General features: G+C 62.4%; 16 protein-coding genes. 11 read left to right on the top strand and 5 right to left on the bottom strand.

All coding sequences use genetic code 11. The features are described from left to right. Nucleotides 1-48 precede the first annotated feature (48 nt). The 8 genes from FNU79_RS13355 to tatA all read left to right on the top strand — a co-directional run bounded on the left by FNU79_RS13355 (nt 49) and on the right by tatA (nt 7893). The gene (locus FNU79_RS13355) at nt 49-1083 is read left to right on the top strand and encodes a threonine aldolase family protein (protein WP_143721314.1); all 1035 of its coding nucleotides are present in this window, start codon (nt 49-51) and stop codon (nt 1081-1083) included. Between the two features lie 27 nt (nt 1084-1110). Beyond that, a complete protein-coding gene (locus FNU79_RS13350; RefSeq protein ID WP_143721313.1) occupies nt 1111-2115 on the top strand; it encodes a CPBP family intramembrane glutamic endopeptidase in 1005 nt (334 codons plus the stop codon). Nucleotides 2116-2210: 95 nt separating this feature from the next. Beyond that, entirely contained in the window at nt 2211-2939 is a 729-nt protein-coding gene (locus FNU79_RS13345; protein WP_185974714.1) for a YIP1 family protein, read from the top strand. 145 nt (nt 2940-3084) lie between these two features. Continuing rightward, the gene (locus FNU79_RS13340; RefSeq protein WP_143721311.1) at nt 3085-4434 is read left to right on the top strand and encodes an efflux RND transporter periplasmic adaptor subunit; all 1350 of its coding nucleotides are present in this window, start codon (nt 3085-3087) and stop codon (nt 4432-4434) included. Continuing rightward, the gene (locus FNU79_RS13335) at nt 4431-5198 is read left to right on the top strand and encodes an ABC transporter ATP-binding protein (protein ID WP_225430068.1); all 768 of its coding nucleotides are present in this window, start codon (nt 4431-4433) and stop codon (nt 5196-5198) included. Before FNU79_RS13340 ends, FNU79_RS13335 begins: the two co-directional genes overlap by 4 nt. After that, complete coding sequence (locus FNU79_RS13330) at nt 5195-6403, top strand: ABC transporter permease (RefSeq protein WP_124871362.1); 1209 nt, start codon at nt 5195-5197, stop codon at nt 6401-6403. Before FNU79_RS13335 ends, FNU79_RS13330 begins: the two co-directional genes overlap by 4 nt. Nucleotides 6404-6453: 50 nt before the next feature. Next, complete coding sequence (locus FNU79_RS13325) at nt 6454-7443, top strand: hypothetical protein (RefSeq protein ID WP_143721310.1); 990 nt, start codon at nt 6454-6456, stop codon at nt 7441-7443. Nucleotides 7444-7599: 156 nt separating this feature from the next. After that, nucleotides 7600-7893 (top strand): twin-arginine translocase TatA/TatE family subunit, encoded by a 294-nt coding sequence (gene tatA, locus FNU79_RS13320; RefSeq protein ID WP_143721309.1) that lies wholly within the window; start codon nt 7600-7602, stop codon nt 7891-7893. Between the two features lie 54 nt (nt 7894-7947). Here the strand turns inward: tatA and FNU79_RS13315 are convergent, their stop codons facing one another. The 3 genes from FNU79_RS13315 to FNU79_RS13305 form a co-directional block, all read right to left on the bottom strand. After that, nucleotides 7948-8502 (bottom strand): type I phosphoribosyltransferase, encoded by a 555-nt coding sequence (locus FNU79_RS13315; RefSeq protein WP_143721308.1) that lies wholly within the window; start codon nt 8500-8502, stop codon nt 7948-7950. A 91-nt stretch (nt 8503-8593) separates the two neighbouring features. Beyond that, entirely contained in the window at nt 8594-9562 is a 969-nt protein-coding gene (gene csaB / locus FNU79_RS13310; protein ID WP_143721307.1) for a polysaccharide pyruvyl transferase CsaB, read from the bottom strand. After that, a complete protein-coding gene (locus FNU79_RS13305; RefSeq protein ID WP_185974713.1) occupies nt 9559-11646 on the bottom strand; it encodes a DUF5693 family protein in 2088 nt (695 codons plus the stop codon). Before FNU79_RS13305 ends, csaB begins: the two co-directional genes overlap by 4 nt. Nucleotides 11647-11841: 195 nt before the next feature. On the opposite strand from FNU79_RS13305, the gene FNU79_RS13300 reads away from it, so the two are divergent. Continuing rightward, on the top strand, nt 11842-12279 hold the full coding sequence (locus tag FNU79_RS13300; protein WP_143721306.1) for a 23S rRNA (pseudouridine(1915)-N(3))-methyltransferase RlmH: 438 nt from the start codon (nt 11842-11844) through the stop codon (nt 12277-12279). 46 nt (nt 12280-12325) lie between these two features. On the opposite strand, the gene FNU79_RS13295 is transcribed toward FNU79_RS13300, so the two are convergent. Continuing rightward, the gene (locus FNU79_RS13295) at nt 12326-13309 is read right to left on the bottom strand and encodes a serine/threonine-protein kinase (protein WP_143721305.1); all 984 of its coding nucleotides are present in this window, start codon (nt 13307-13309) and stop codon (nt 12326-12328) included. A gap of 177 nt (nt 13310-13486) precedes the next feature. Beyond that, nucleotides 13487-14197 (bottom strand): metal-dependent hydrolase, encoded by a 711-nt coding sequence (locus FNU79_RS13290; protein WP_143721304.1) that lies wholly within the window; start codon nt 14195-14197, stop codon nt 13487-13489. Between the two features lie 106 nt (nt 14198-14303). Between FNU79_RS13290 and FNU79_RS13285 the strand changes: the two genes are divergently transcribed. Both FNU79_RS13285 and FNU79_RS13280 read left to right on the top strand, forming a co-directional pair. Continuing rightward, complete coding sequence (locus FNU79_RS13285) at nt 14304-15458, top strand: ABC transporter permease (protein WP_124871383.1); 1155 nt, start codon at nt 14304-14306, stop codon at nt 15456-15458. Further along, the gene (locus tag FNU79_RS13280) at nt 15455-16174 is read left to right on the top strand and encodes an ABC transporter ATP-binding protein (RefSeq protein WP_143721303.1); all 720 of its coding nucleotides are present in this window, start codon (nt 15455-15457) and stop codon (nt 16172-16174) included. The genes FNU79_RS13285 and FNU79_RS13280 overlap by 4 nt, the downstream gene beginning before the upstream one ends. Nucleotides 16175-16181 lie beyond the last annotated feature (7 nt).

The following is a 16181-nucleotide window of genomic DNA, read 5'->3' as shown; positions in this document are numbered from 1 at the left end:
TCACGTCCATAAAGCGCTCATACGGTATTGTGGCGCTAGCATTCCGGCATGACTTTTCAAGACGTTCAGCCTGTTCCCACGCAGCGTATCGATCTGCGCTCCGATACCGTCACCGTGCCCACCCCTGAAATGCGCTTGGCGATGGCCGAGGCGGTGGTGGGTGACGACGTCTACGGCGAAGACCCCACCGTCAACACCCTGCAAAGTGAGGTGGCCCGGCTGCTCGGCAAGGAAGCGGCGCTGTTTATGCCCTCGGGCAGCATGACCAATCAGGCCGCCATTGCCATGCACACCTCGCGCGGCCAGGAAGTCATCTGCGCCGAGGGCTCGCACATCTACGAATGGGAACTCGGCATGATGGCGGCCTTTTCGGGAGTGGTGCCGCGTTTTGTGCCTGCGCCACTGGGCATTCCTGACCCGCAGCAAGTTCGCCGCGCGGTGCGCCATAGCATTCACCAATCGCCGACGGGCCTGATCAGCTTGGAAAATACCCACAACAAAATGGGCGGCACCGTCATTCCAGTCGACGTGATGTGGGCCGTCCGGGCGGTGGCTGACGAAGAAGGCTTGCCGCTGCACCTCGACGGCGCACGCATGGCCAACGCGGCGGCGGCGCTGGGCGTGAGTTTGGCCGAGGTCGCCGCACCCTTTGACAGCGTCTCTTTGTGCCTGAGCAAAGGGCTGGGCGCTCCGGTGGGCAGCGTACTGGCCGGAACAAAAGCCGACTTGGTGCGGGCGCACCGCTACCGCAAGATGCTAGGCGGCGGCATGCGTCAGGCCGGAATCCTGGCGGCGGCGGGTCTGATGGCCCTGCGCGACGGCCCCGCCCGCTTAGCCGCCGACCACGCCCGCACCCGCAAATTGGCCGAAGCGCTGGTCAATGCAGGCTACGCCGTGAACCTGGCGGCGGTGCAGACCAACATCATCTACGCCACCATTCCCGACGCCCAAAGCAAAGTGGAGCGCTGGGCCGAGCAGGGTCTACTCGCCAGCGCCCTCGACATCGACAGCGTGCGTTTTGTGCTGCACTACCAAATCACCGATGAAATGCTGGAGCGGGCGGTAAGGGTACTCACCGCTTAGGGGGAAGGCGGGCGCTAACCTAACGGCATGGCTGATCTGCCGCCCTACAAAACCTCCCCTGATCTGCATCCGGTTTCCGAATTGTTTGCTGGCGAAGTCGCGCCGCTGCCTGCCGAGTTGAAGCCGGGCCAGCCTCCCATCACCCCCGCTGAAGGCGCTTGGGCGGCGCTGATCGTGCTGGGAATGCAAAACCTGATCTCGGCGCTGGCCACACGCGTGTTCCACTTGCCGCTGGGTGTGTCTCTGCTGCTGGCTTTTCTCAGCACCGTCATCGTGTTCGGCCTGACTATGCGCCGCACCGCACTGGCCCTCTTCCAAGATTCACGTTGGCGCACCAGGCCCAACTGGGGTGTGATGTTCGGCGCGTTCGGGCTGGGCTTCGTCGCCTCGCGGGCCTTCTTGCTGTTCGTGCTCAGTCTCTGGCCGCAGGGCGCTCAGACCGTGCCGGAGTTCGCCTCTAAAGGCTACGACGTGTGGGTGCTGCTGCTGGTGGCGGGCTTTCTGATTCCGGTGGCCGAGGAAATCGCTTTCCGGGGGCTGTTGCTGCGCGGCTTGGAATGGGTACGTGGGCCAGTCTTCGCTGCCGTCGTTTCCAGCTTGCTGTTCGGCTTCGCGCATGGTGCGCCCGCTCAGGTCATCGCTATTTTGCCGCTGGCGTGGCTGCTGGCCCGCAGCGTGCAGTACAGCGGCTCACTGTGGACGAGCGTCGGCGTGCACATCCTCAACAACGCGCTGGCCGTCGGTCTCGGCGCACTATTGCAGGGGCGCGACATGAACGCCCTGACCGGAGACCTCGCCAGCACCACCATACCGCTGAGTTTGGGTCTGGCCGCTTTATTGATCGGCGTGGCGGCGCTGGTGGTGGGCACACTGTGGCTCACGCCCCGTACCTCACCCGCGCCTGCCCTGCGCTTTCCGAGTTGGCCCGTCTGGACCGTCAGCACTCTGGTCTTGGTGGTTTTGGTGGTGGCAGTGGTGGTGTTGGCGACGGTACCGATCTTTTTCCCGCAACTAAATCCTAAAGGGCTATAACCCGCACCGGCTTGGCAACTCGCCGCCGCATGGTCACGTATCAAGATTCAAGTGCTCCCTGTGACTTTCACCCTCTCCAAAAAGGCCAACTGCTGATGACCAATCTTTCCAAGTCTGCCGCCCCTGCCCCTGCGCCCAACCTCGCCGACCTGATCACTCAGCCGAGAGCCTTTTTTGAAGCGCTGGGCCGCCTGCCCGCCAAGCCCAGCCGCTACCTGTGGTTGGTGGCCCTGGCCACCCTGGTCGGCGGAATTTCGACCACAGTGCTGGCCCGTCATTTACTGTCGGCCCAGTCCAGCGCCCTGTCTGGCGGCCTGGCCATTTCACCGCTGTTCAGCTACGGCGCGGCGGCCTTTGCCACCACCTTTATCAGTGTGCTGCTGTGGTTGTTGTTGTGGGGTCTGGGCACGCTGGGCGCAGGCAAGGAAGGACGCGCCGCCGAAGTGTACGGAGCGGTCTTTTTTCCTTCGCTGATTTGGGCGATTCTCTTGCTGCCGCTGGGCGCTCTTTTTGCGCCGGAAATCACTGTCGCTGCGCCCAACTTGACGGGCCTGACCGGATTGGAGCTGCAAAAAGCCTTGCAGCCGTATACCCAAGCTTTGCAGGCCTCCTTTAACGGCCTGGTCATCAGCAAGATCAGCACTTATGTCGGTTACGCCATTTACCTGTGGCAATTTATCCTCGCCTTCATCGGCTTCCGGGTACTGACCGGCAACCAAACCAAAGCCTGGCGCGGCGTGCTGTTTCCGGCGGCGCTGCTGGCGGTTTTGGTGTTGGCCAGCTACCTGGTTTCAAAAGCCGTGACCAGCTTGGTGGCAGGCTGAGCGTCTGTGATCCACGGCGTTTCTTTCCCGACGTCCACCGAAAGCTGACCTCTACAGAAAGCCAGCCTCCACCAAAAGTAAGTCGCGCCACCCTGCCGCCGCGTGATAGTTCTTGAGGCATGAGCGTTCAGCGAGGAGTCACCCCATGACCACCCCCACATCTGCCGGTAATCCAAAGCGCCGCCCCGGCTTCGTGCGCCGCTTTTGGTTGCCCGCGCTGGTGGTTATCAGCGTCGGGATCACCGCGTTTGCCTTCTTGCGGCCCAGCGGCCCTACCGGACTGCCGGTCAATGTGGTGGCGGCCACCACCCAGATTTTTACCCGCACCGTCAGCGGCACCGGCAGTGCCAAAGCCGAAGTGGCCCGCAGCGTCAACTTTGCCGTGAACGGCAACGTGGCGCAGGTCAACGTCAAAGTGGGCGACACCGTGCAGGTGGGGCAGGTGCTGGCCAAGCTGGACACCGCCGCCCAAATCCGCGACCTTGCCAGCGCTCAGGCCGCTTTTGACGCGGCGCAGTCTGATGTCGCCCGCGCCGAGGCTGCTGCCAGCGACGCTGCCCAAGACAACAGCCGCAACCTCATCAACGCTCAGTTGACGCGGGCGAGCGCTGAGGCGGCGCTGAGAACCGCCGAGACCACTCTGGCAAGTCAAACCAAATTGCAAGCGCTGGGAGCCGTCAGCGCTCAGGATTTGCAAGCGGCGCAGGCCAGCCGCGACGACGCTGCCCGCAAGCGTGACCAAGCCGACGCGGATTTGCGGTACGCCCAAAACCGCAGTCCCCAGAGCAGTGCCGCCAGCGTAGCCCAGTCGCGTTCAGCCCTAGAAAGCGCCCGCGTGCGGCTGGCCAATGCCGGGGCCGCGCTGATGGACGCCGAACTCAAGGCTCCGGCGGGCGGAGTGGTCAGTGCGGTGGGCATCACAGCGGGCAACGCCACCGCCAGCCCTGCTGTGGTGATCACCGATCCGGCCCAGCTTTACTTGCAAGTGCCTTTTGACGAAACTCGTGCTCCCGATTTAAAAAGCGGCCAGCCTGCTGTGGTAACGTTCGACGCGCTGCCCAACCAGACCTTTAGCGGTACGGTGGCCCGAATAGACCCCACCGCCGACGCCAGCGGCAACGCGGCCAGCGTGGTGGTTAAAATCCGGCTGCCCGATGTCAGTAAATTGGGTGTGAGCAAAGTTAAACCGGGCTTTACCGGCACGGCAGTCGTGACCGTGCGCCGCATTCAAGACGCCGTGACGGTGCCGATTGAAGCCACCTTGGAGGGAGAGGGCAACACCCTCAAAGTCTTTAGAGTCACGCCCGGCACACCCAAAGGCGCTCAACTCGTCGGCACCGCCCAGCCTGTGACCGTCACCCAGCAAGACCGCAACGCCAACCTCGCCGCCGTGACGGGCCTCAAAGCGGGCGACCTGATCGTGGACACCCCAGACCCCGATCTCAAAGCCGGAAGCCGCGTGCTGTATTCCGCGCCGAGCCGCCGAGCGCCGTGAGTCAGGCCGCTGCACGTCAACCGGTGATTCAACTGTCCGGCATCACCAAAGTCTATGGGGGCGAGGGCGACGCTGAAGTTCACGCGCTCTCGGGCATTGATCTGGATATTTTTGAAGGCGAGTACGTGGCGCTGATGGGGCCGTCCGGCAGCGGCAAAAGCACCCTGATGCACATTCTGGGCTGCCTCGATCAACCCACGCAGGGCAGTTACCGGCTCGGCGGCGACGACGTGAGCCAGATGGGTGAAGACGAGTTGGCCCAGATTCGCAACGAGCGGATTGGTTTCGTGTTTCAGGCCTTTAATTTGCTGGCCCGCACCAGCGCCCAGAAAAATGTGGAATTGCCGCTGGCTTACCGGGGGGTGGGAATGCGTGAGCGCAGCCAGCGGGCCAAACTTGCCCTGACGCGGGTGGGCTTAGGCGACCGCCTCGGCCACAAGCCCAGCGAACTGTCCGGCGGGCAAAAGCAGCGGGTGGCGATTGCCCGCGCCCTCGTCCAAGATCCCAAAGTGCTGCTGGCCGACGAACCCACCGGCAACCTCGACAGCAAAAGCACCAAAGGCATTTTGCGGTTGTTTGACGAGCTGCACGCCGAGGGCCGCACCATCGTCTTGGTGACGCACGAAGAAGAAGTCGGAGCGCGGGCACAGCGCATCATCTGGCTGCGTGACGGCCTGATCTCGGATGGGCGTCCGGTGCTGGACGACGATTTAGACGAGAACATTTTAGATGACCAGCCCGGAGTGCCAGAGGCCAGCGCGTGAACGTTCTAGAAAATATTCAAACCGCCCTCTCGGCGATTGCCTCCAACAAGCTCCGCAGCCTGCTGACCATGCTGGGCGTCATCATCGGGGTCTTTGCGGTGACGACCATGCTCAGCCTCGGGCAAATGGCGACGCAGACCATTACCAAGCAGCTCGATAGCATCGGCGGGCGCACTTTGTTCGTGCAGCAGGACTTTTCCAGCGGGAAACCCAGCCCCAACTTCACCCAAGATGACGTCGATGCTCTGGCAAGCCTGCCGATCACCAACATCAGTTCTGTTCCAGTGGGCTTGCAGGCCAGCGCTGCGGGCAAAAGCGTCAGTGTGCAGGCCAGCGGCGTGGCGGCAGATTATCCCGAAAAGGCCCGTGACGTGACCCTCAGCAGCGGGCGCTTTTTTACTGCTTCCGAGGAGAGGGGCGCGGCTCCGGTGATGGTGATTTTGTCCACCACTGCCAACAAGCTCTTTCCCAATCAAAACCCTGTCGGCAAAGCCGTGCGGCTGGAGATGTTGGGCGCAAAAGGCCAGACGGTGAGCCGCGAGCAATTCACCGTTATCGGCGTGACCCAGCCGCAGGGTGGGGTTTTTGGTGGCGGGCAAGACAGCGCTTATGTTCCTTTGTCGTATGTTTGGCGCAACTACACTGAGCGCGGCACCTACTCCTTTTTGCAGTTCAAGATCAGTCCACAGGCCGACGCTGTGCGCACCGAAGCCCGCCTCAAGCAAATCTTGGAGCGGCGACGCGGCAGCACCAACTTTCAGGTCATTAACCTCGATCAGTTCGTGCAGCAGTTTTCGCAGATCACCACCGTGTTGCAGATTTTGCTGGCGGGCATCGGCGGGCTGAGTTTGTTGGTTGGTGGCATCGGCATCATGAACATCATGCTGGTATCGGTCACGGAGCGCACCCGCGAAATTGGCCTCCGCAAAGCGCTGGGCGCTCGGCGCGGCACTATTCTGGGCCAGTTCCTGATCGAAGCGGTGACGCTGACAGCTCTGGGCGGCTTAGTCGGTTACCTGCTGACTGTCGTGACCGTCACTTTGGTGAGTCTGGCCGCGCCCAAGTTCTTCCCGCAGGTGATCTTGTCGCCGGGCGTGGCGCTGCTGGCCCTCGTCGTCAGCGCCCTGACCGGCGTGATTTTCGGCGTCTGGCCCGCCCAACGCGCCGCCGCTTTGCCGCCGATTGAAGCGCTGCGGTATGAGTGACTATGCCAGATAATCAATGTTTTGTCTGATTTATCTGCAAAAATGCAGCCATGTTCAGGCGCAAAAAAACGAACCAGCCGGTGCTCTTCAGCAACTTAAACTGGCCGGTGGTGCCAGTGGAGTCTTGGGACACGGCGCAGACTTCAGAAGCCGACGCGCTCAATCTTGTTCGGCTGTCTGGCCGCCACCTTGAAGTCTGGGAAGCCGTAGGAATTAAAATCGCCCAGTTTCTTGCTCCACAGTTGACCCAGGATGAAACAGGTCAGGATATGCTGTTGGAAGTTCCTTTACTGGCATATCAGCATCAGCAAGCATTTTGGATTTTCATCTATTCGGCTGCCACTCCACAAGCGGCCAGCCATTTCATAAGTGTGGAGCAAATGGCCCTAAAAGCTGGTGCTACAGCGGGTTATTTTGCTCCTGCCCCTTTACCGCTTAAGGGCGCTGAAGGAAGGTCACTTTTCGATCCTTTCCATTTTCCGCTCTCTGTTTTGGAGCACGATAAGCCCCTCCCTGAAGACGATTACTTGATGTGGTGGCCAGAAAGTGCCGAAGACCGCTTGGTGGGCAGCGAGTATGCACAGATGCTTGATCGGATTTATCAGCTTCAGGATGAATATGGGTCACTGTTGTGCGGGGTGATCGCGCTTCAAGTCGGATGGGCTGAAGCGGAGAGCGGCGTAGCACGGGCTGATTTTCCAGCGCAAACGGCTTACGCCCACGTTGAGTGTCCCAGCGGCTTGCCTATGGTGATCAGTATGAGTCAGGAGAAGGGCTTGCGTTTTCACTTTGCCAGATCGCGCAATTCACTGGCTCAGCGTTTGGCCTTGCTCCGCGTGATGGAGCGTTATCTGAGTCAGTTGACGCTGGCTGCGCGAGAAGCTGAGTTGCCTTCAGATGTGCAGAGACGCGGCCCGGAAGATGAAAAGCCGAGTCGTTGGTGGAGCGGTATGCCGCGTTTTGTGGATAATCGATTGGATCAAGGCATGGATTGGTTATCCATGTCTGTGGGCCTGATCATGACCTCAGCTCAAGGATAAAGCCTGGAGAGCTTTCCCTCTTTACCTCCTTAACGGCGGTTAAAAGCCTTCACCCTTTCATCTGCCCGCTCCCTGCCCTCTCCAGACTAAGGGAACGCGGGAACAGACCCAAGCAGCTCCAATCGGCTGAGGGCCAATCCCCCGCTCGGAGGCACTATGCTCGGCATTCTAGAACCCGGTCACCTGATCTTAATTTTGCTCGCCGCTCTGCTGATTTTCGGGCCCCGCAAACTGCCGGAACTCGGCAAGAGCCTCGGCCAGACCTTGCGCGAGTTTCGCCAACACACCAGCGGTCTGAGCAGCGACCTGTCCGCCAGTTTGTCGGAGCCGGCTGCTCAAACCCAGGCAGTACCCCAACCCCAGATCTTGCCGGCGGGTCAAACCGTTCAGGTGATCGCGGCGGTGCCCGCTCCCGCCGCCGAGCACCTCCGCCAAGAGCCTCCTCTTTAAAAGCGGAGACCAAAGGCGCGGGAAGGTGGGCAAAGTTGTCTTACCTTCCCGCGCTTAGCTTTGCACCCACTTCGGCAACTCCTGTAAATACTGCACCGGCAAGGTATTTTCGCCTTGCTTGAAGGCGGCGAGGTAGCCGTGAACCGTGCCGCCTGCCCGTTCCGTTAAGCGGGCGAGGGCCATCGCCATCGATCCAGTGGCGATCACGTCTTGCACGATCACCACTTTTTTGCCGCTCAGCCGCTCGGCGTGGGGGCCGTCCAGCCACAGCGTCTCGGAGACGCCCAGCGTCAGGCCCGGCATTTCCTGAATCAGTGGATTCTGCATATAAGTGCGCCGCTTTTTGCGGGCCACTTGGTAAGGCAAACCCGATAAGTCGCTGAGTTCGTGGGTCAGCGGCAAGGCGTTGGTCACGACGGTGAGCAGCGCCTCGGTGCCTTCAGGAATCAGCGGGACGAGCGCCTGCGCCGCCGCTTTGGTCAGTTCGCTGTCGCCGATAAACTCGATCAGCGGCACAAATCCCATTTGGCCCACTGGCACCAAACGGAGTTGACGGGTCACGGAACCGACGGTGATCTGGTACGGGTTGGCACCTGTAGAGGTTGTCATGGACTGAGCTTAACGCGCCGGGGGGACGCCGTGGCCCACTCCGCACCGCGCCGTGAGCGTTGAACGGCCTAATTTTGCTGTCAGGCCCACTTCATTTTGCCAAAGCCCATTCAAAACTTTCCCGCGCCCGCGTCTGCATGGCCGCGACTTCGTTCCAATCCGGCTGGGCCCGCTCCAAAGCTGTCCGCAGGGTTCCGGGGTCAACGTGAGTGGGAAAGCTCTGCGCTCCGGCGTCCAAGCAAAAGCCGCTGACTTTGGGATCGTAACTCAGCCCCACAAAAGGCGTGCCCGCCGCCGCTGCCAGAATCAGCGCGTGGAGCCGCACGCCCGCCACTGCCCCCGCGCCCGCGATGGCATCTAAGGCCACCTGAGGGTCTTGGGTGCTGATAACCTCGTCCGCGCCGAGCGAGTGGGCCGCCGCGTCGTCTTCCGGCGGGTAAAAGCTGAGGGCAATCACCCGACGCCCGCTGGCCCTCAGCTGAGTAGCGAGGCTGGTCAGGCGCTCGGTGGCGTCCTTCACGTCGCCGCGTGGAGCCAGAATTACTGTGTTGTTGTCTCTGACAATGTTGCCCGAGGGTCTCAGCAGCAAAGCTGGATCGCCGCCCAGTTTCCCCTTGAGCCCCAGCTTGCCGAGCGTCTCCAAGCTCTGCCGATCCCTGACGATCACGCGCACGCCGCGCAGGGTGCGGGCCACCTGCGCCCCACCCGTCTCGCTCAGTGGCCCGATGCTCTGGTTAAATACCACCGCCCGCTTGCCCAGCGTCCGCGCCAAGCGGATGACGCTGAGGTAATACGTCAGGGTACGCGAACTGGTTTTGTCTTGCAGCAGCCCGCCGCCGCCGGAGAGCAGCACCCCGCTGCTGGCAACCGCCCGCACCAGTGCCAGCGGCTGCATCCGGCCCGCGCTGCGGCAGCCGTAAAGCTGAGCGGTCTGGGTTGGTGTCTGCGAGAGCAGCAGGGGAGAGTGGCCCAACCCTTTGAGCTCCCGTGAAATCGCCAGTGCGATGGCCTCGTCTCCGGTGTTGCCAAAGCCGTAATAGCCGCTGACCGTGACGTTCAGGGTTTCATTCCCAAACGGTCTAGGCCCAGTCCGTCTTCAGGACGAATATCCGTCATGCGGGCCTCGGTACGCGGCACCAGTGGGCGGCGCAGGGTTTCTCCCAGTGAGGGCTGGCTGGGCGGAGTGGTGGGCGTGCCGGAAGACGGGTTGCCGCCGTTCCAGCCGCCGTAATTGTTCCAGATCCGAATCGCCACTCGCAGCGCCCAGACCACCAGATAGCCCAGCAGCAAGCCCGCCGCCAGCCCGAGCAGCGCCCGCGTGAGGCTGATCAGCAGCGGCGTGTGAAAGTGCGAGAAGGTGTTGAGAATGCTCGCTTGCCCTTCTAAGCCGCCTAAGAGCGCCAAAATGGTGAAGTACCCCGGCAAGGTGCCCGACAAGCCCAGCAGCAGCAGCGGGTGGCCGAAGACTTCTTTGAAACGCGGGCGAATAATGGCGTCTTGCAGGTCTTGGCGGATTTTGGCTTCGGTGTCGCTGACGCCCACCGCTGAGGTGTTGCCTCGCCGCAGCACCGCCACCGCGAAGGCTCCCAGCGCCACGCCCATCATGATCACGTCGCCGAGCGTCAGGCGAATGGCAAACAAGTCCCTGACAGTTTGTCGGATGTCCTGGCGCGGCAAGAAGCTCAGCGCCACCAAAGCAATCGGCAGCACCAAAGTCAGGCCCACGCCGCTGAACGGATCTAAGCCCAGCATGCTGTTTTTGTCGGTGCCCAGAGCGCTGACGTACAGCACGCCCAGCAAGCTGAAGCCGGTGGCCAAATACCAATCGGTCATCTGCTTGCGCCGTAGCACCAGCCCCAGTGCCGGAAAAGTGATGGCCGAGACCAGCGCCAAGCCCGGATACGGCTGAAATCCGTTGAGGCCCAGTGCGCCGAGCAGCGCCGCTCCCGCCACCAACAGTCCGAGGCGCGGCAGTGGATAGCTGAGCGCCAGCAGCAGCAGCGCCGAGAGCGTGCCGAGCATGGTCAGCCAGCGCAGCACGTCGCTGGGCGCGTAGTTTTCAATGATGGGCAGCGTGATCTTGATGTCGCGGGTGGCCAGCAGTTTGGTGAGGTTGTTCAGGAAGACTTCGGTTTCGCCCTGCGTCGGGAAAGGGCGCAGATACAAAATCCTTTGGGTGCGTTCGCGGGCGGCCAGTCCGAATTTGCTGGCCACTTCGTCGGGGGTCAGGCTGTTTTGCCAACTGGGATTGAGGCTGAACATCCGCGCGGCGGTGCGGTCTTTGATCAGCTCAGGTAAGCCCTGCTGCACGCTATTTTCGATGATGGTCGGTATCCGCTTGCCCAGCCGGTCTTTGATGTCTTGCAGCACCCTCGGATTGCCCGCGCCGATGACTTTGGCCCCGGTAAACGAGATGAACGGCACATCCGGCCAGTTCTTGCCGGGATCGCGCACCCGCTGATCCGGCCAGGGTCGGTAAACCACCACGAAGCCTTCGTCTTGAAGCTGCTTGATGCGCTCGGTGTCGGGGCCAGCCGGCAAGTAGCGTGGGTCAACCGCCCAGCCGATCCACTTTTGCCCGGCCACATTCAGGGTGTTGGTGTCGAGCGGTTTGTAGACGGCGGCGGGCAATTCTGGTCTTTGGTCTTTGGGCAGCGCGAGATTGGCCGCCTGCGCTTCGCTGATGGCTCCGGCATTTGAGATATAGCCGAAGCTGTTCACCAGATTTTCCACCGTGCCCGGCTTGATCGATCTCATGTACGACCACTCGGGGTTGATGCCCACCGCGCCGGGATTGCGGGCCTTCAATTCGGCCCCGCTCAAAAAGTAAGCGTCGCCGCGCTGAATGGTGGAGGCCACCACGTCTTCAAACACCGCCACGCCGTTGACGCCCAGCTTTTTGTAGCGCAGCAGCAGGGCGTTGGGGTCTTGGCCGGTTTCCTTGGCCTGCTGCGAGAGGGCCGGGTAATCCATGACCAGCGCCACATTCTTCTCGCTGTTTTCAAACTGCACGCGGCTGACGGCCAGCAGTCCGGCGGGAATCAGGCTCAGGGCCAAGACGCCCAGCAAGATCGGCTGAAAGCGCGAGCGGGTCGGCAGCGGCAGGGCGCTGAGGGCGTTGGTGGGCTTGTTGGCATTGGTCATTTCGCTGTCCTTGGTACGGCGCGGGTGGTGAGAGCGGGGGCTGAACTCGGCACAGATACACCGCTGAGTAACGGGTGTAAGCCACTCACTGTATCAAGGTATTCTAAAGATGACCAGAAACGCCAGGTTGGGAATTGGATGAGACCTTGCCGCTCCGGAGGTCTGCGAGCCAGTGCGGCGGTTAGAGTAAAGGCCATGCGCCTGCACCTCATCACCGTTGGAGAACCCAAACTGGCCTACGCCCGCGCCGGTTGGCAAGAGTACACGGCGCGGCTGGGGCGCTACCACAAGCTCAAACTCACCCACCTAGGCGGCAGCACGCCGCAAAAGGAAGGCGAGGCGATGCTGCGGGCGGCGGGCCGCGCTCCGGTCATCGCGCTCGATCCGCGCGGCGCGGAATGGAGCAGCGAGGAACTTTCGGCGTACATCGAAAAGCAGGGGGTGCAGAGCACCGGAGAGCTGGCCTTTTGTATCGGCGGCCCCGACGGGCACAGTGACGGACTCCGCGCTCAGGCCCGTGCGCTGTGGAGCCTGAGCCACCTGACTTTGCCGCACGACCTGGCCATGGTGGTGATGAGCGAAGCGCTCTACCGTGCCGCCACCATCTCGGCGGGCGAGCCGTACCACCGCTGAAGCGGGAAGTGCCTGTTCCGAACTGCGCCAACTTGCCCCGCCGCTCTCACTTTCCGCGCTTGAACGGATTCCAACTTTTCGCGCCAGGCTTCTGCGGCTTCGGGCTTTCTTCTGATGGCCCGCCAGGCACTCGCGGCATGGCTACGGCGTCGGTATGTTGGTGGCGGCCCATGATGCTGCGCTGAGCGGGCGGCGAGTCGGAGGGTTCAATCTCAACTTGCTCGTCCTCTTCTCCCAGCGCTTCCAGCAGGGCGCGGCGCAGCGCCGCCGAGCTGGGGCGGTCATGGGATTTTTTGGCCATCGCCAGCTCGATGAGGCGCGACAAGGTACGCGGCACCTGCCGGTTGCTGGCCGTTACGGGCGCGGGAAAGCGGGTCAGGTGCGAGATCATCAGCTCTTCGTAGCTGTTGCCGAGGTGGGGCCGCACCCCGGCCAGCAACTCAAAACACAGCACGCCGAGGCTGTACACGTCGCTTTGGATGCTGCTGGCTTCGCCGTGATAAATCTCCGGGGCCATATAAAACGGGCTGCCCGAGATATTGCCGCCCGCCGAGACGAAGTAGGTGTTGCCGAAATCGCCCAGCGCGGCGCGGCCCCCACTCAAATAGACATTCTGGGTTTTGATGTCTTGATGCACCGCGCCCTGGTGGTGCAAGTAGGCCACTCCAGCTGTCACGTCGGCCAGCACCCGCAGGGCCGCTTCGTAAGGCAGCACCCGGCCTTCGAGTAGCTCGGCCAGGGTGCCTTCGGCAAAGTAACGCATGGCGAGGTAAGCCCCCGGCCCGAACGCCGTGCCCGCGTAGCCGCGCACCAGATGCGGGTGGCGAAATTGCAGCGAGAGCCTGACCTCGTTGCCGAACCGCTCCGCCGCCGTGTGATTGGCGAGGGTGGTGCCCAGCGGGACTTTGATGGCCATCTCCCGCTCCGGCGCGGCGTCTGCACTTCCCAAAAACACCAAAGAAGTGTTGCCGCGACCAATCGGGCGGCTCAGGGTGTAGCCAGCGAGTTGAGGGAGATCAGCATTTGTCAAAATAAAAAGAGTCCTAAGGGTGGAGCGGGATTGTGGATTTAAACTGCACACGCAAGTACGGGGTGTTCAGGTTCAAGGATAACCACCGCCAGATGACAACATTCTAACGGACGGACGGCGCGGTGGCCCCCGTTTTTATCACGTTACCTTGACGGGTCGTCAGATACTGCGCAGAGCTTAGAGGGTGACGCTGTCTCCCGGCTGCGGCAGGTACACCTCAATCCCGCGCTTCTCGGCTTCGGCGGCAAAGACTTTCGGGTCGCCGCTCAGCGCTGGGAAGGTGCCGTAGTGCATCGGCATGGCGGCCTGGGGCTTTAGCAGATCGAGGCACTTGGCAGCTTCCAGTGGCCCCATGGTGTAGTGATCGCCAATCGGCAAGATCGCCAAGTCGAGGCCACCCTCACCGATCAGGGCCATGTCGGAAAACCGGCTGGTGTCACCGGCAAAGTACACCCGCTTGCCGCCTATCTCGATAATCAGGCCGGTGGGCATTCCGCCGTAAGTACCGTCAGGAAAGCTGCTGGAATGCCACGCTGGAGTCAGTGTCACCGCGCCCCAGTCGCCGCGCACCGTGCCGCCGATGTTGGCCCCGGTGGTGTTGGCCGCGCCGTGCTGGGCGGCGTAACCGGCGATTTCCGCCGTGCCGATGATCATGGTGCCGGCCTTGCCAAAGTCCAGCGCGTTGCCCCAGTGATCGCCGTGCGCGTGGCTGAGCAGCACCGCGTCCACCTTCCAGCTCAGCGCAACGTCCAGCGTCACCGGGCACTTGGGGTTGCCTTCCAGAAACGGATCGATCAGGATTTGCTGATCGCCTGCGCTAAACAAAAACGCCGAGTGGCCTAAAAAGCGGATGGTCAGATTGGAAGCCGAGTTGCTGGACTGCGTCATAAAGTCTCCTCTAAAGCCGGGAATGCGTTAAGGATGCACCGCGTAAGCGCCTTGCCTTGTCATTTGGCCTACACCCTGCTTGCCAACAGGCGCTAATCTGGCGGGTGTGCAAAGGCGAGACTTGTGGACGCTGGCCCGGCGAGGGCTGACCCGTAGACCCATCCGAACTTTCCTGACGACCTTGGGGATCGTGGTGGCGGTGGCCAGCATGGTGATTTTTTTGTCGCTGGGCGAGGGCATCCGCAAAGTCTTTAACGATGAACTCGGCGGTATCGGGCCGGATATTCAGGTCACGCTCAACGGCCTGAATCAGGGCATCGCGCCGCAGCCTAACCTGCCGCAGAGCACCGTGGACGACATTCAGAAGCTGAGTGCCAAGCTGGGCATCGCGCGGGTCACGCCGGTCATCATGGCGATTCGGGGCGGCCTCGATCCGTCGCAGAGCGCCGTGCTGTACGGCCTGCCCGCCGAGCAGGGCATCAATGCGGTGTTCAGCACCGTCAACATCGGTCAGGGACGGCTCCTGAAGGCCGGTGACAGCGGCGTGGCGGTGGTGGGAGCCAAAGCCGCGCAGAACCTGAGACTCAAAGTCGGCAGCGTTCTGCGGCTCAACCGCCGCAACGCGGTCAAGGTGGTGGGCGTGCTGGACAAATCCGGTGGCCTGAACGACTCGTTCATCTTTTTGCCGCTGGCCACCATGCAGGCCGCTGAGGGCGCACAAAACCGCATCTCGATGGTGGTGCTCAAGCTCAACGACGCCCGTCAGGCCAAGCCTGTCGCCACCGCGCTGGCCAATGAACTCAAGCTCGAAGCCCAGACCCAGGCCGACTTCCTGAGCTTTGCGGATAGGGCCCTCAAAATCAGCGACGCGGTGCGTTTCGGCATCTCGCTGATTTCGCTGATCGTGGGCGGCCTGGCCGTGGCCAACACCGTGATGATGGGCGTCTTCGAGCGCACCCGTGAGTTTGGGACTTTGCGGGCCATCGGCGCACGCCCCAGCTTCGTGCGTGAGCTGGTGCTGACCGAGTCGCTGCTGCTCTCGCTGGTGGGCGGTGTGGGCGGCCTGCTGCTGGGGCTGGTGGGCATCTGGGGCGTGAACCTGTACACCCAGAATCTGGCGGGCTTCGACGCGGCGGCGCTGACTCCGCGCCTGACGCTGCTGGCCCTGTTCATCTCGCTGCTGCTGGGCTTGTTCGCCGGACTGCTGCCTGCCCGCTCGGCCTCGCGCCTGAGTATCAACGAAGCGCTGGGGCGCGTATGACCGCTTCAGTTTTGCCGCCAGCGAGTGTGGTGACGCCCAAAATTCAGCTTCAGACCGAGAACCTCAGCCGCACCTATCCGAGTGGCGACGGCCAGATCACGGCGCTCAGGCCCTTCTCGCACACCTTCGCGGCGGGGATGACCTCGGTGGTGGGGCCGTCGGGCAGCGGCAAAAGTACCCTGCTCAATTTGCTGGCGGGCTTCGACACCCCCAGCGGCGGCACGGTGCGGGTGGGCGGCACCGATATTCACAGCCTCAGCGAAGCGGGCCGGGCCGACTTCCGGCTGGGGAATTACGGCTTCGTCTTTCAAAGTCACAACCTGGTGGCGATTCTCAGCGCTCAGGAAAATGTCGAATTTCCTTTGATGCTGGCTGGGGTGCCGCCCAAAGAACGACGCGAACGGGCGCGGGCGCTGCTGGCTCAAGTCGGCTTGGAGCAGCGTGCCCATCACCTGCCCTCACACCTCTCCGGTGGCGAGGCCCAGCGGGTTGCCATCGCCCGCGCTCTGGTGTCTGACCCGGCGGTGCTGCTGGCCGACGAGCCCACCGGCAACCTCGATACCCGCAGCGGCGAGGTGATTTTGGAGTTGCTGACCCGCCCGGCGCTCGAAGGCAAAACGGTGGTGCTGATCACCCACGACCCCGATGTGGCCGCCCTCGCCGATTATCATTTGCGGGTCAGAGACGGCGAAGTGAGTGTGGAGGGGAGCCAATAACTTCCCC

Origin of the sequence: Deinococcus detaillensis, assembly GCF_007280555.1 — a bacterium.
Taxonomy (GTDB): Bacteria; Deinococcota; Deinococci; order Deinococcales; family Deinococcaceae; genus Deinococcus; species Deinococcus detaillensis.
This window is presented reverse-complemented; position numbering and strand designations above follow the sequence as displayed.

Coding starts and splice junctions, on each gene's coding strand:
- FNU79_RS13355 (WP_143721314.1), top strand. CDS start 49: ATGACTTTTCAAGACGTTCAGCCTGTTCCCACGCAGCGTATCGATCTG.
- FNU79_RS13350 (WP_143721313.1), top strand. CDS start 1,111: ATGGCTGATCTGCCGCCCTACAAAACCTCCCCTGATCTGCATCCGGTT.
- FNU79_RS13345 (WP_185974714.1), top strand. CDS start 2,211: ATGACCAATCTTTCCAAGTCTGCCGCCCCTGCCCCTGCGCCCAACCTC.
- FNU79_RS13340 (WP_143721311.1), top strand. CDS start 3,085: ATGACCACCCCCACATCTGCCGGTAATCCAAAGCGCCGCCCCGGCTTC.
- FNU79_RS13325 (WP_143721310.1), top strand. CDS start 6,454: ATGTTCAGGCGCAAAAAAACGAACCAGCCGGTGCTCTTCAGCAACTTA.
- tatA (WP_143721309.1), top strand. CDS start 7,600: ATGCTCGGCATTCTAGAACCCGGTCACCTGATCTTAATTTTGCTCGCC.
- FNU79_RS13315 (WP_143721308.1), bottom strand. CDS start 8,502: ATGACAACCTCTACAGGTGCCAACCCGTACCAGATCACCGTCGGTTCC.
- FNU79_RS13305 (WP_185974713.1), bottom strand. CDS start 11,646: ATGACCAATGCCAACAAGCCCACCAACGCCCTCAGCGCCCTGCCGCTG.
- FNU79_RS13300 (WP_143721306.1), top strand. CDS start 11,842: ATGCGCCTGCACCTCATCACCGTTGGAGAACCCAAACTGGCCTACGCC.
- FNU79_RS13290 (WP_143721304.1), bottom strand. CDS start 14,197: ATGACGCAGTCCAGCAACTCGGCTTCCAATCTGACCATCCGCTTTTTA.
- FNU79_RS13280 (WP_143721303.1), top strand. CDS start 15,455: ATGACCGCTTCAGTTTTGCCGCCAGCGAGTGTGGTGACGCCCAAAATT.